Genomic DNA, 13,712 nt, shown 5'->3' on the forward strand with positions numbered 1-13,712 from the left:
CAACACAATTACCGTCTATAGTCCCTTGTTTCCGGAGTTGACTCACAAGTTGTTGAAAATACTGTTCTAACAATTCATTTTCGGATATTGCTTTAAATAGTCGGCTAAAGGTGGAAACGCTCGGTGCTTGACTTGCTATTGGAAAACCGCATGCAAATCTAAAAACAGGATCTTGGCTTAATCGTTCGGTTAAAGCAGTAAAATTCGGTATTCTTTCAATAACCATTGCAAACAGAGCTCGTAACTTTGCAGCCATAGAGTACCCATTAGGCCCTAAAGAACTTTTCTCAAAGTTATCAATAATGGGGCTAAGATCGAGGGTATGAAAAATCTTTTCTAACCGGGTTTCCGGTTGCAGTTTCATAATTTCGTCAAAGGAAAACAGGCACTGTTGTTGAATATACAAGTAACTTCACCTCTGGTTTTTGTCGTTTGTTATTAGGTGCTACTTGTAATATTCGGCAAAACAAGGGGTGAAGTCCTTTTTTGTGGCCTTGAAACCCTTGATTCTATTGGCTTATGGATTATGCAAAACACTTACTTAACTACCTATTCCGATTTTATAAAAACAAATCCCCGGCACTTACTCCGGGGAAAATGAATATTCGGGTATAATATTATACCTTCCCAATTATTATTATTTTATACGAAAATTAGTTTGGCTAGTATGTGGTTCATTAAAATAATATAATTTATTACCATAATTTTAACTATGCCATCTGACCGGTTGGCACTTGTGGGCATGGCTATTATTTTAATGTCCTGCTAAGCTTTTTAACGAAACCTTTTATTCACAGGTTTTGGCTCACCGCGATCTTGGGGCTAGCTGCGGCTCTGGCTTTGGTACTGGTTGTATTTCATATTCGTTTTGTTCAGGTACCTGCTGCGCAGGCCCGCTATTAGTTAGTTCGTTAATTGCCGGGATTGTCTGGCCAGTAGTTTGCTGTTCCTCTGGTTTTTTGTTCATTGGTTCCTTTGCTGGTATTGCAGTCAGCAGGATTCGGCAAGGAACATGAAGAAAAGACTAATTATGACTACTTGCAAAGATGCATTGAACACTATTATTCCATTAACAACTGGAGCAATATCTTAACACGGACGGAGACACCTATGCAAAAACATGAACTTCAACAAGGTATCAAAGACTCAATCCCCATCATTTTGGGCTATTTACCGCTTGGTTTTGCCTTTGGAGTGCTGGCCAATGAAGCAGGCATGTCAATTTTACAAGCTACAACAATGTCGATTCTGTGCTTTACCGGAGCCGGACAATATGTGGCCATCGGCATCATACAAGCAGGTGGGGCAATATTCACTGTTATTATGGCCAATATTTTGTTAAATTTAAGGTACTCATTATTTTCTACATCGCTGGTGCCCTACCTTAAGGGACACGTGCCAACTGCCCTTGGCAGTCTGTTATCCTATGGCTTGACTGATGAGACCTATGCAGTAGCAATGAACCGTTATCAGGAGCATGCGCCGACTGCTTCTTATATGGCCGGGCTAAATCTAAGCGCACACCTTGGCTGGATCTCCAGTACACTATTGGGAGCAGTTCTAGGTGGTTATATTGGCAATACTGATCGTTTTGGCCTGGATTTTGCCTTACCGGCAATGTATACCTGTCTATTAATTTTTATGCTCAGAGATAAATCAGACGTTATTGTGGCCATATCTTCCGCCTTTTTTTGTTTGCTCATTGGTTATTTCATGCCTGCTGCTATGGCAAATATGTTTAATATTATTATAGCTACAGTAATTGCGGCAAGCTTGGGGGTGTTAATCAGTGAACGGGACTAGTATTTGGCTCATGATCATAGGTGTGTCGCTGGTATCCCTTTTGCCACGTATTCTACCGGTTGCACTGTTTTCTCGTTTTGATTTTCCTAAACCCTTTAAAAGGTGGTTAGCATTTGTAGCCCCGGCAGTTCTTGGTGCTTTAACAGCACTAAGTGTATTAGCACCTGAGGGGGCAATTAGTATTAGCCTTAATAACCGGTATATCTGGGCCTTTCTACCCACGCTGCTGGTTGCCATCAAAACCAAAAGTCTTTTCTATAGTTTATTAGTGGGTATTGTTATTACGGCCCTGCTTTATAATTTTGTATAATTTTGTTTGGACAAAATTACACTACCTGGTTTGTCGCTTACGGCCGGGTTATAGATGTTTTTTTAAATGTAATCACAGTCTATTTACTAAAAATTTTGTATATAAAAAATCTTATTGCTCAATTTCATATTTTTAGTATAATAGTTTGTTAGTAGATTAATTAAATATCGTGTAGTATGGGAGGATGGTAAGCTATGGGTTTTTTAATCTTTTTGACGCTGCTGCCAATTTTAGTTATTGTGTATTTAATGGTGCGACGACAAATGGCAGCTGATATCAGCGGTACGGTAGGTTGGGTATTAACCATCATCATTGCTCTAATGTTCTTTAATACTTCACTTGAGGTTAGCCTCAAATCCAGTCTGGCTGGGTTTATTTCTTCCTTTCCAATATCCTTAATGGTATTCGCCTCGATTTTTCAAATTACCTTTATGCAAGCTACTGGTGCTCTACAAAGAATAGTAGTCTTCATTAAAACACTAGCTCCCACTGATAAAGCAGTCCAGATTATGCTGCTCAATGTTGGTGCGGGAACTTTGCTAGTGTCTATTGGAGCAACACCTGTATCCATTTTGCCGCCAATTTTGGTAGCTATGGGTTACACCACCTTCGTTGCTGTTGCCCTGCCGGCCATCGGTTATGATGCCTTATGCACTTACGCCATGCTCGGTTCTTCACTGGTAATTATCGCCGATCTGACCGGTACTCCGCTGGTGGAATCAGCCAAGATAATTTCTCTCTTTTTACCGGTTATCTCCACCGTTATTGGTATAGGCATGTTATATATCGTCGGCAAATTCAACCTGGTCAAAAAAGGGTTGGTTGCGTGTGTGCTGGCCGGCGTCACCAATGGTTCCGCTGCTATAGCCATGAGCCATATTCCTTTTCTCAGCCAGGGCGTGGTGTTAACGGGCGTAGTTGCCGGTATGTGCACTATTTTAGTGATGCTGGTCTATTTGAAGCTCACCGGTCAGCCAATTATTGACCGTTCCAGACTAACTAAAGAAGACCTGAATACGGAAAAAGAAATGTCTTTATTAAAAGCAATGTCTCCATGGTTAATTCTAATCAGCATCTTATTAGTTATTAACTTTTATAAACCGATATTTGACCTGTTATTTAATGTTTTCGCCACGCCCATCTCCATCATACCTGACAAAATCATTAAAACCAGGCTACTTTGGAATGCCTATACCTGGGTGTTTATTAGTACCATCTTATCATTTATAGTTCTTAAGCCTTCCGGTAAAGCTGTCAAAACTACCTTTCACAAGTGGCTGGCTCGGGCTCCCAGGCCAACTTTTGCCGCAGGTGTGTTTTTCGCTACAGCCTTTGTATTCAACAATTCAGGAATGCAGGACCTGGGTACTACCTGGGAGGTTATTAAGCCGAACTCAAATATGATAGCCGTTTTAGCCCAGGCGTCAGCTAACACCTTCGGTCCCTTGTATCCATTTATCAGTGCCTTTTTAGGTTTGTTTGGAGGCTTTGTCAGCGGCAGTGAAGCATCAACCATCGCCATGTTTGCCAAATATCATCAACTCACTTCAGAAATGCTTAAGGTGAATGCCTTGATTGTTATCGCCGCAACTGCCATTGGCGGGGGCTTGGCCAGTGTTATTTCACCGGCCAAGCTGCAAAACGCTGCAGCTACAATTGATGCGCTAGGCTTGGAAAGCCAGGTTATCAAAACTGCCTTTGTGATCTCAGTAATCTTAACAAGTATTTGTGCAATTATGGCGATGCTGCTGATCTAAAAATCAACCTTTAACATTTTACATTTTAGTATGCACCTGATAAGATAAGTTGTAGTACATTACTATAAATTAGTACAAAGTTATTCATAGGATGAGGCATTGATGAATTACAGCTGTAGCTCAACCTGCTTTGGCTGACTCAACACAGCAAAGTCATTTAATAATTCTAATAGTTAATCAGGTTAGTTTAACTGACTTAACCAACCCTCAATACCTAATTTTAAATCAGGTATTGAAAAGGTGCCGTTGCAGTGATAAACATCTCCACGGGGGGTGTCCAAATACCGGATAATACTTTTGTAACCATCAGAGCAGGCAGCAGGACCATTAGGTATCCCGCTGCCTCTCAGGCTTTTAATGCAGGGGATAAATTAAACATGTAACCTGTATTCGGTAATGTCTACGCCGACTAATAACCCGGCGGTAGACCGAACATTATCAGCCTTAAAGTAGAACAAATTAAAGCTCTAACAGTTCTCAATGTGTAATAAATTATTAATGCGAACCCATTGGGAGGAGGAAGATGATGTTAATCGAGCAAGGTCCGATTAGACCACCCAGCGAAGCATATAGTTTGCTACTTCGAGTTACCAGGAACTGCCCCTGGAATAAATGTGCTTTTTGCATAACTTACAAAAACGAGCAATTCAGCCGGCGCACAGTTGAAGAGGTACAACGTGATATCGATACGGTAGCTAAGGTTGCTGAGCAAATCAGGAAAATTTCCTGGCATATCGGTTTAGGAGGCGAGGTCAACGGACAGGTAGTCAACGAGGCAGCACGCTATGGCCATTTGCCTTACCATGTTGCTCACTGGTTATATTCCGGCGCCAGAAATGTTTTTTTGCAGGATGCTAACTCATTAATCATGAAGACAAGTGATTTAGTGAAAATTATTCAATATCTTCGTACCACCTTACCCTCTGTTGCACGAGTAACCACTTACGCCAGGGCTAACACCGTAACAAGAAAAAGTACCGATGAACTCCGGGAACTACATGAGGCCGGTCTGGACAGGATTCACATGGGTATGGAATCTGGCTCAGATACAGTGTTGCAAATAATACAAAAGGGTATCACAGCTAACCAATTAATTGAAGCTGCGCAAAAAATTAAGGACGCTAACATATCGCTGTGCTGGTATATCATGCCCGGGCTAGGAGGCCGAGAGCATACCCGAAAACATGCCCTGGAAACCGCAGCTGTAATTAACCAGGGCAACCCTGATTACCTGCGTTTTAGAACGCTATCGGTATTAAAGAATACCCCGCTGCATGATATGATGACCAGTGGTGCTTTTACGCCTTTAGATGAAGATGAAGTGGTTATTGAACAACGTTTACTGCTTGAATCATTGACAGGAATAACGACAACGGTAGTAAGTGATCACATGCGAAATTTACTAATGGAACTGGAAGGCACCCTACCTATCGAACGCGATAAATTGCTGAATACTATCGATCGCTACCTGGGTATGACACCGCGAGAAAAAGCTAACTTCCAGCTGGGAAGGCGGGCCGGAGTATATTCAGTATTGGATGACATGAAAAACCCAATTAAATCCTCATATGTAGAAAAATTACTAAAAAATATTCATACTCCGGAACAATTAAAGACTGCGCTAACTGAATTACGCAGCCAATATGAATAATACAAAAAAACTTTAGTATTTGAAGCGGACATAAACGGTAGTACCACGAGCACTAGTTTCTATATCTATTTTGGCATGATGTCTCTGAGCAATGCTATAGCATACAGCAAGCCCAAGCCCCGTACCATTATTCTTAGTTGTAAAGAAGGGGGTACCTATTTTCTCAAGCACTTCCGAAGCTATCCCATTGCCATCATCCTGAACAACTAGTACAATTTCTTCCTTGGTCGTATAGGTTTTTATTTTCAACTTCCCACCTGGTGACATTGCCTGCAAGCCGTTTCGAACCAAGTTGATAATTAACTGCCGGATTTCTTCTTCATCCAAAAGGGTTTCTTTAATTTCTTCTAGTTCCACATAAATATCCATTTCAGAAACCCTTGCATCTGCTTGGATTAAGGGGAACAAGTTTTCAATAATCTTATTAAGGCTTTGCCTTTTTAATTGAGTATGTTTATCATTTGCCAAAGAAAGAAAATTCGTGATAATTGAATTTGCCCTGTCCAATTCATCAAGCATTAGGGGAAAGTATTTATTATTTTTAGTGTTCTCGTCCTTACTCGCTAACACCTGTATTAAACCTCGAACAGTGGTCATCGGGTTTCTGACTTCATGGGCAATACCGGCAGCTAATTTGCCCACCGTATTCAAACGATCAATTTTTATCATTTCCTTTTGAAGTAATTTAATTTCTGTGACATTTCTAAAATAAATAGACAATCCACCAAAAAAGGGATACGCATTAACTTCACAGAACAATTGTTGTGGTTCTGGAATTTCCAACTCAAAATTAACCCTTTGCTTACTATTAATAGCTTCATTAAGCTGTTCATATAGTGTTGGAACAATGGTTTCCGGGATTAAGTCCCATATACTCTTACCTTCCAGGGAATTATTAGATAAATGAAATATACGAACAGCTTCTTTATTAATGTAAGTCAATTGCCAGTTATTATCTACCGAAATAAAGGCATCAGAGATACTTTCTAAAATATTAGTAATCTTTTCATATGACACGCGATCCTGGTAAACCCGTAAATATCCCTGAACCTTAAATTTTAATGTGTCCGGGTGAAACGGCTTAATAATATAATCCGTAGCACCAATTTGATAGCCCTTAAGCACATATTCACTGGCGTGGTTAATGGCTGTAATGAATATAATTGGAATATTGTGAGACCTTTTCCTCATTCTAATCAACTTTGCTGTCTCAAAACCATCTAAACCAGGCATTTGTACATCCAACAAAATAAGTGAAAAGTCCTCTTTGAGTATTAATTTCAAGGCTTCTTCCCCGGAATTCGCCCTAACCAGGTTATAATGTGGAGACATTAATACAGCTTCTAATGCTACTAAATTTTCAACTCGATCATCAACTAGTAATATATTTAGTTTTTGCCCATCCATCCGAATCCCCCATTTTAATATCAAACTTGTTCATTTCTATCCGTAATTCTTGGCTAACTGATCTATACTTCACAATTTAACAACCAGCTTAAATTTAACACTACTTCTATACGTAAATTTAAACAAAAGTTTCATTTTTCCCTTCGGAAATATTGTAATATAACGTCATATTATAATTTCGTATGATAAACTAACTTGGCATCAAAATATAAATTGGGGGAATTATATGTTTATTCAAAATATATAAGAGAGGTGGAGCCGACCATGGAAAAAGAAGCTACTATTCAAGTGCTGGAAAATGGACCGTATATTATAACCGGCAACGCTATACTGATAGACACACAAGGAAATCATATTGAAAATAAAGGACAGACAGCTTTATGCCGTTGCGGTAAATCAAACAAAAAACCATATTGCAGCGGAAAATGTCAGGAGCAGGATTTTCAAAATGTATAACACATATTGCAAAACAAAGCAACCCCGTTATATCAATAACGGGGTTTTGTTCTAAAAATTTCCTCCACAAGAAAAGGACTTATTGCTATCATGCAGAAGATTAAGTCAAAGGAGCTCCAGCTGGTCAGCGGAAGAGATTCAAATGTGTAGGTGTTTAAATTGAGAGGAAGGAGATACTACAATGCCAAATGCTGATACATCGGGTAAATTCTATGAGAGACCGGAAACAATAGCCTCGGGCGACGAGGCAAAACAACTGCTCATTGACGGCAACAAAAGATTTATGCAAGCAAAGCAGGCCAATCTAGACCTGGGAAGCACCAAAAGAACAGCCTTATTAAAAGGACAAAAACCTTTTGCTGCCATACTCAGCTGCTCCGACTCCCGTGTACCTCCGGAACTAATCTTCGATCAAGGGCTCGGGGACCTTTTTATTATACGCAATGCAGGCAATATCATTGATCCGGTTTCCCTGGGCAGTATAGAATATGCTATCGAGCATCTCCAGGTGCCCCTCCTGGTGGTCATGGGACATCAGAATTGTGGGGCTGTAACTGCAACCGTCGAAGGCGGTGAAGCCACTGGCAGTATAAGCGCCATAGTCAAGAGAATCGCACCGGCAGTGGAAAAGGCCAAAGCAGGTAAAAATATGTCTAAAGAAGAACTTATTGAAAAATCCATTAAAGAAAACATCAAAGCGACAATTAGAATAATTGAAAGGAGTCCCATCCTGGAACATGTTTTAGCCAATGGAAAACTAACCATCGTAGGTGCGGAATACCACCTAGTGTCGGGTGAGGTACAATGGTTAAACTATTAGGTAACTGACAAGAGAGACATGTATCCATCGACACAACGCTCTTAGATAGCAATGCAATAGGGCACATACCGACGCTGTAAATGCGGAGCTTCCCAAAATAGCGCTGTCAGATGCTATAAGTGCCCCCAAAGGTGCTCTTATCAACCTTTTTGATTCCAAAGCAGCGCGTAAGCTGCTCCAGAAGCCATGTGGGTGCTGTGTTAGCTATGGAATAAAGCTTAACTGAGTACCTGGTGGTATAGTTGACTTGGCAAGAGGCTGGTTAAACCATTTATACATAACGCCCATGTTTAATTGGTTAGACGGTATGGACATATGCACTTCTTCTGCTATTGACTTTTAATATATGAATAAATGTACACCTGTCGTTGTGAGCAGGTGTATTAATTATGCTGTTTCCAGTACGCAATAATTCCCGGCGTTATTTTTCAGAACAATAAATTGCATCAGGGCTTGATCTAAAGGAGTTCAAAAATTAAAGTAGAATGACTATAGAAAAGATGCAGCGGAACGCTACAAGAATACAAAAGAGGTGTTTTTAATTGGAACTTATGCTAAAAGATAAAAATTGCATTATCACTGGCTCCGGTCGAGGCATCGGGCGCGCTACCGCATTACTATTTGCCAAAGAGGGCGGCCGTGTAGTGGTAAGTGATTTAGACGCAGGCCCGGCAAATGAAGTAGTAGAGGAAATCAAATCCTGTGGTGGTCAGGCTGTGGCATGTATAGGAGATGTAACCGACCGGGCATTTCCGGACAGACTGATTAAAACAACTGTGGCAGCCTTTGGACCCAGTATCGATGTGATTGTCAATAACGCCGGCTACATATGGGACGCGGTTATCCATAAAATGAGTGATGAACAGTGGGAAGCCATGCTTAATATACATTTAACCGCTCCCTTCAGGGTTATCCGGGCTGCCGCCCCCTATATACGAGAAGCTGCTAAAAAAGACAAAGAAGCAGGTCGTCTGATAACCCGTAAAATCATTAACATTGCCTCCACCGCAGGCTTAGACGGTAGCGCCGGGCAGACCAACTACTCCAGTGCTAAGGCAGCTCTGGTTGGCTTTACCAAAAGTCTGGCCAAAGAATGGGGACCTTTAAATGTGTGTGTCAATACGGTAGCCTTCGGTTTTATTGAGACCCGTCTCACTCAGGTTAAAGAAAAGAATGACCTCATCGAACTTGACGGCAAAAAGGTGTCTGTCGGTATCCCGGAAAACAGGCGTGATATGCTCAAACCAATGATACCCCTCAGAAGGTTTGGCACACCCGAGGAAGGTGCCGGTGCCGTGCTGCTGATGGCCTCGCCGCTGTCGGATTATATCACCGGTGAAGTATTACGAGTCGCGGGAGGAAAGTAATACAGCACAATAAATTTAATGACGCCGCAGTATCTTACTGCGGCGTTGCTATTAGCATAATATTTATGCAAAAGACACTTAAATAAGTTAAGTTATAGGGAAGTAGTCGAAGCTTTGGAGCAGTCACCTGTTACAAACATTAAACAGAGACAGCTTGTTTAATATTAAGATAAAAACAACTCCGGTTCTCTACGACTAGCAAATTTAACCTCAATATCTTGCTTATGTTCTAAAAAGCCCGGGTCATCAAAATATTTTGCTTCCACAGGACATTTCTTAATGCAAGAACCACATTTGGTACAAATACCATTTAACTTGGTAACATCTTCTTCATCAATAGAGCCCATTGGACAGACATGAGCACATAGCTTACAATCTATACAAACTTCAGTATTTGTTTTGGGAGTAACCTTTCTAATATCAATTGGATCACCATTGGCACTCTTAGGCACATAATAACTTCCCAAAGGCTGGTTGCCTGGCACATATACAGGTTTCATACTATCCGGACCATTTAATTTTTTATATATTTGCTCGGCAAAATCATTTGCAATGGTCATATCTTTTTCGTCAGGCCGGTTTTTAGCCAGGATTTTAGAAAAAGAATGCTCTCCGATAAATGCTGCTGCGGCAATAACTTGAAAGCCTTTCGATTCAAGTATACCTTTTAATTCAATTGCCGCATCATCATAATTGCGATTGCCGTAAAGTACTACAGGAACTGCTAATGCACCATTGCCCGCTAGAGTATCCAAATATTTAAGCAAAACATTGGGGACTCTTCCTGCAACGACTGGAACACCAAAAACTACTAAATCATCTGCTGTAAACGATACCGCTACCTTCCTGGCTTCCGGCAAGGTAAAATCGATATTCTTTACAGTTTGACCATCAAATTCAGCAATTTTATTAGCAATTGCTAATACTATTTTTTGCGTAGTGCCTGTGGCACTAAAATACATTGCATTAATATTTTTGTCCACGATGAGTTTGGTTACCACCTTTCCATTATCTAATATACCCTCTCAACCTATAATACACTATTTAGGCAGTTAACTGTTAATAAAACTTAAAACTTATCGTTCCAAAAATTAGCTATTGCCGCACTAGAATAATAGTAGTCTAAACCTGCCCGTCCATATAACCGCTGGATATTTCAAAAGTGTATATGAAATGGTGATGGAATTTTAATTGCAGTAAGAATGAAAAAAAACGAAATACAGTTTTAATTACAGTACTCCGTTTTTTTGGTGGGTGCAGTAGGAATTGAACCTACGACCCCTTCCGCGTCAAGGAAGTGCTCTCCCCCTGAGCTATGCACCCGCATATATAGCAAGGGATTGACGCACTTTCTAAGATGTCGAAAAAGTGTTAAACCACTTTCTTTTTTTAACTTTATATTCCATTATAAAGTGGTTGGTAAAAGGAGTCAAGTGGTTTAGAAATATAGATATTATCACTATTAAAAAAACAATTTTAATTTTGTGACATATCTACAGCTAACTTTTTGATTCACAAATTAACCGATTTCTATGTCATTAACTATGACTGAGTTCTAAACTTATCATGGTTGTACCTCCTTTGATATGGAATAAAAAAAACCTGCCGGGTGGCAGGTTAAAATAAAACTTTTTAATAATTAATATCAATTATTTTAAAATTATCATCTTCATTAGTCACTGTAAAATATACCTTTTTATATAAAGAATTACCCAAAGCATTAGTTAAGTTTACATCATATAATAAAATAATTTTATCATAATACTTTCCAGTAAAAATAGAAAAAGAATTATTTGTTTCACTAATTATTTCACCTTTGTTTAAAAATACATTTTTCATTTTTAAAACATATTCATCATATGTTTCATTAGTTGATTTACTTAAATATTGATTGTAATCTGAGCGATTTAATTCTAAAACCTCTTTTTCTTTATCGAAACTTTTTATACTTACAAATTTATAATCTAAAACGTTTATAAAATCATCTACGCCATATTCTTTATAATCACTTGTATCTTCTCCGTTTTTTATTGCATTTAAATAATTATTTACACATATTTTTGCTCTAGCTTCGATACTTAAATAATTAGAATAAATGAAGAATGTTAATACTAATACAACTATAACACTTATTATAATTTTTAAATTATATTTTTGATAAAATGACTTGACTTCATTTTGAACTTCGTTTGTCTGGATATTTTGATTATTGTTTTTATCCATAACCTCACACCCCTTAAGTCTTTCTTCCATTCTATCACTTAAAGCGGACAATATTACAAATTAATAGTTTAGTTATTTAATATTAATATCAACTATTTTGCATTATCTAACTATGATTTTTATTTTACGTCACCAATTAACAATTTATATTTTTCATATTCATCTTTATACCTATGCATTATTTCAAATTCTCGCATTTCTCCAGGTTTTAAAACTAAGTTATCATTTGTATAGTCACTATCTAAAACTTGATCATTCTTATCTAAAAAATCACATCTTACTTCAAAATAATTTATATCTTTATTGCTAACATTTTTTACTCTGCCCGTTATATAGATATAATCATTTTGTATTTTACTTTTATGGTTTTGTTGAATTTCTAATTTAGAAGAAGGATATATTTCTTCTTTCATTTGTTTTCTATATAAATCTCTTTCTTTATCTTCTTCTATATAATTTATTATTTCTACTAATTTATCATTTTCATCTTTATATAATTCATTTGCTCTTTGAACTGCTTCATCATAGTTTTTATTATTTAATAATTGAACTATTTCTTTTTCTCTTGGATCAACTTTTTGACTACATGCAGATAATAAAAGTATTGCAAAAAATATTATGCAATAATACAGTATTTTTTGATATTTAATATTCATAAAATCACTCCTAATAATAAGTGTTTTCAAAATCGTGACTAACAGTTAAATTACTTCCTGGTTTAACTTCAATATCTTTAGTTTCATATTTCCAAACATACAAATTACTTGTATCAAAATAATCTATCATATTTTCACTTATATAATTACTTAATTTATCTCTTATATAATCATTATCATCATCTATAATATTTCTTTTAGCACTATTTGAAACAATAATTACGTTATATTTGCCTGGTGCCACATCTTGAATGTCATAATTTCCGTTACCATCAGTTTTTGCGTAATAATAACCTTTTGGACTTTCTATTCCCAAAAAATATGAATCTGCTTCATCGTCACTAAGTTTTTTGTCAATCTTATCAGGCATTAAAAAAACAGTTGCCCCAACATCTGGTTTTGTTCCTATTAAGTCATTATATTGCCAAGTTATTAGGCCATTAATTGTTGCTGGTCTGTTGAAAATATAGAAAATACAAGAAAAAATTATTAAAATAATTATTGAAATAATAATTTCTTTTTTATATTTCAAATTTATCCCTCCAAAATTATTCTAAAAATACTTCCACAACAGACAATAAAATAATTGCCCAATACTCCTACCCCCAAAAATTTTTTATTCCATTTTATCACTTAAAACAGACAATTAGGGGTATATGACATAATGTTACATAATATTTGATTCTTTTCAGGTTAAGTTGTCGGGGTATTACTGACACTTATCTTTACTCTGTTTAAAACCATAGATGGAGCGGTTTAAATGATACTCGCGATTATATAACATGCATTATAATCACCATCTGTTAACCGCACATACTTTCCCTGTAATGCCTTGATTTTTATATACCACCCGGCACCCCTTTGGCGAAGACTATATAATAATTTATCGACAAAATAAAAATCCGCTCAATTGGCGGATTCTTTTTGTTCAGCAATTGCCCTATAAAAAGCACTTCTGCTTACATTAGTTATCTGACATATTTGTTTTACTGTATCATATAGGTGCATTATTCCGTTATCTAAAAACAATCCCAATAGAGTGTACCCTAATGGGATATATTAGTTTAGCAATCATTTTAATAAATGCTTCGCCATACAAGGTTTATCAAGTGTTTTTATTTACTCCTATTAGTTACCACATCTAAAATAACAATAAAATGAATTTAGAACTATTAAAATTATAAAATAGAATTAAATACTACCACATGTAGAATAAGATCTCCTTATTACCAAACAACATATTGGTTTTTATTAAGTAAATA

At 37.4% G+C, this 13,712-nt stretch carries 13 protein-coding genes and 1 tRNA gene; 7 read left to right on the forward strand and 7 right to left on the reverse strand.

Features of this window, described 5'->3' with window-relative positions:
* The coding region (locus SPSYN_RS08980; protein ID WP_161822108.1) for a transposase at positions 1–406 on the reverse strand (406 nt) is incomplete at its 3' end.
* A gap of 704 nt (positions 407–1,110) precedes the next feature.
* Here SPSYN_RS08980 and SPSYN_RS08985 point away from each other — a divergent pair.
* From SPSYN_RS08985 to SPSYN_RS09000, 4 genes are all read left to right on the forward strand, one after another.
* On the forward strand, positions 1,111–1,803 hold the full coding sequence (locus SPSYN_RS08985) for an AzlC family ABC transporter permease (RefSeq protein WP_161822109.1): 693 nt from the start codon (positions 1,111–1,113) through the stop codon (positions 1,801–1,803).
* On the forward strand, positions 1,790–2,113 hold the full coding sequence (locus tag SPSYN_RS08990) for an AzlD domain-containing protein (RefSeq protein WP_161822110.1): 324 nt from the start codon (positions 1,790–1,792) through the stop codon (positions 2,111–2,113). Before SPSYN_RS08985 ends, SPSYN_RS08990 begins: the two co-directional genes overlap by 14 nt.
* Positions 2,114–2,307: 194 nt before the next feature.
* Complete coding sequence (locus SPSYN_RS08995; protein WP_161822111.1) at positions 2,308–3,870, forward strand: L-lactate permease; 1,563 nt, start codon at positions 2,308–2,310, stop codon at positions 3,868–3,870.
* A gap of 523 nt (positions 3,871–4,393) precedes the next feature.
* Positions 4,394–5,521, forward strand: coding sequence for a radical SAM protein (locus SPSYN_RS09000; protein WP_161822112.1), 1,128 nt, complete (start codon positions 4,394–4,396; stop codon positions 5,519–5,521).
* A gap of 12 nt (positions 5,522–5,533) precedes the next feature.
* On the opposite strand, the gene SPSYN_RS09005 is transcribed toward SPSYN_RS09000, so the two are convergent.
* Positions 5,534–6,928, reverse strand: coding sequence for an ATP-binding response regulator (locus SPSYN_RS09005; RefSeq protein ID WP_161822113.1), 1,395 nt, complete (start codon positions 6,926–6,928; stop codon positions 5,534–5,536).
* 264 nt (positions 6,929–7,192) lie between these two features.
* Here SPSYN_RS09005 and SPSYN_RS09010 point away from each other — a divergent pair, with 264 nt between their 5' ends.
* The 3 genes from SPSYN_RS09010 (at position 7,193) to SPSYN_RS09020 (ending at position 9,571) form a co-directional block, all read left to right on the forward strand.
* A complete protein-coding gene (locus SPSYN_RS09010) occupies positions 7,193–7,384 on the forward strand; it encodes a CDGSH iron-sulfur domain-containing protein (RefSeq protein WP_161822114.1) in 192 nt (63 codons plus the stop codon).
* 181 nt (positions 7,385–7,565) lie between these two features.
* Positions 7,566–8,204 carry a carbonic anhydrase gene (locus SPSYN_RS09015; RefSeq protein ID WP_161822115.1) on the forward strand — a complete coding sequence of 213 codons (639 nt, stop codon included), beginning with the start codon at positions 7,566–7,568 and terminating at the stop codon, positions 8,202–8,204.
* A 551-nt stretch (positions 8,205–8,755) separates the two neighbouring features.
* On the forward strand, positions 8,756–9,571 hold the full coding sequence (locus SPSYN_RS09020; protein ID WP_161822261.1) for an SDR family NAD(P)-dependent oxidoreductase: 816 nt from the start codon (positions 8,756–8,758) through the stop codon (positions 9,569–9,571).
* A gap of 164 nt (positions 9,572–9,735) precedes the next feature.
* On the opposite strand, the gene SPSYN_RS09025 is transcribed toward SPSYN_RS09020, so the two are convergent.
* The 5 genes from SPSYN_RS09025 to SPSYN_RS09045 all read right to left on the reverse strand — a co-directional run bounded on the left by SPSYN_RS09025 (position 9,736) and on the right by SPSYN_RS09045 (position 12,982).
* On the reverse strand, positions 9,736–10,554 hold the full coding sequence (locus SPSYN_RS09025) for an EFR1 family ferrodoxin (protein WP_161822116.1): 819 nt from the start codon (positions 10,552–10,554) through the stop codon (positions 9,736–9,738).
* A 265-nt stretch (positions 10,555–10,819) separates the two neighbouring features.
* Positions 10,820–10,894: transfer RNA gene (locus SPSYN_RS09030), tRNA-Val, on the reverse strand.
* Positions 10,895–11,203: 309 nt separating this feature from the next.
* Positions 11,204–11,794: a hypothetical protein gene (locus SPSYN_RS09035; RefSeq protein ID WP_161822117.1), complete on the reverse strand. Its 591-nt coding sequence runs from the start codon at positions 11,792–11,794 to the stop codon at positions 11,204–11,206.
* A 119-nt stretch (positions 11,795–11,913) separates the two neighbouring features.
* Positions 11,914–12,450 (reverse strand): FxLYD domain-containing protein, encoded by a 537-nt coding sequence (locus SPSYN_RS09040; protein WP_161822118.1) that lies wholly within the window; start codon positions 12,448–12,450, stop codon positions 11,914–11,916.
* A 10-nt stretch (positions 12,451–12,460) separates the two neighbouring features.
* Positions 12,461–12,982, reverse strand: a complete 522-nt coding sequence (locus SPSYN_RS09045; protein ID WP_161822119.1) for a peptidase associated/transthyretin-like domain-containing protein — start codon at positions 12,980–12,982, stop codon at positions 12,461–12,463.
* Positions 12,983–13,712 lie beyond the last annotated feature (730 nt).

Source organism: Sporotomaculum syntrophicum (assembly GCF_009932395.1).
Classification (GTDB): domain Bacteria; phylum Bacillota; class Desulfotomaculia; order Desulfotomaculales; family Desulfallaceae; genus Sporotomaculum; species Sporotomaculum syntrophicum.

What these genes read in the sequence shown, in the direction of transcription:
- SPSYN_RS08985 (WP_161822109.1), top strand. Translation starts at nt 1,111, where the DNA reads ATGCAAAAACATGAACTTCAACAAGGTATCAAAGACTCAATCCCCATC.
- SPSYN_RS08995 (WP_161822111.1), top strand. Translation starts at nt 2,308, where the DNA reads ATGGGTTTTTTAATCTTTTTGACGCTGCTGCCAATTTTAGTTATTGTG.
- SPSYN_RS09000 (WP_161822112.1), top strand. Translation starts at nt 4,394, where the DNA reads ATGATGTTAATCGAGCAAGGTCCGATTAGACCACCCAGCGAAGCATAT.
- SPSYN_RS09005 (WP_161822113.1), bottom strand. Translation starts at nt 6,928, where the DNA reads ATGGATGGGCAAAAACTAAATATATTACTAGTTGATGATCGAGTTGAA.
- SPSYN_RS09010 (WP_161822114.1), top strand. Translation starts at nt 7,193, where the DNA reads ATGGAAAAAGAAGCTACTATTCAAGTGCTGGAAAATGGACCGTATATT.
- SPSYN_RS09015 (WP_161822115.1), top strand. Translation starts at nt 7,566, where the DNA reads ATGCCAAATGCTGATACATCGGGTAAATTCTATGAGAGACCGGAAACA.
- SPSYN_RS09020 (WP_161822261.1), top strand. Translation starts at nt 8,756, where the DNA reads ATGCTAAAAGATAAAAATTGCATTATCACTGGCTCCGGTCGAGGCATC.
- SPSYN_RS09035 (WP_161822117.1), bottom strand. Translation starts at nt 11,794, where the DNA reads ATGGATAAAAACAATAATCAAAATATCCAGACAAACGAAGTTCAAAAT.
- SPSYN_RS09040 (WP_161822118.1), bottom strand. Translation starts at nt 12,450, where the DNA reads ATGAATATTAAATATCAAAAAATACTGTATTATTGCATAATATTTTTT.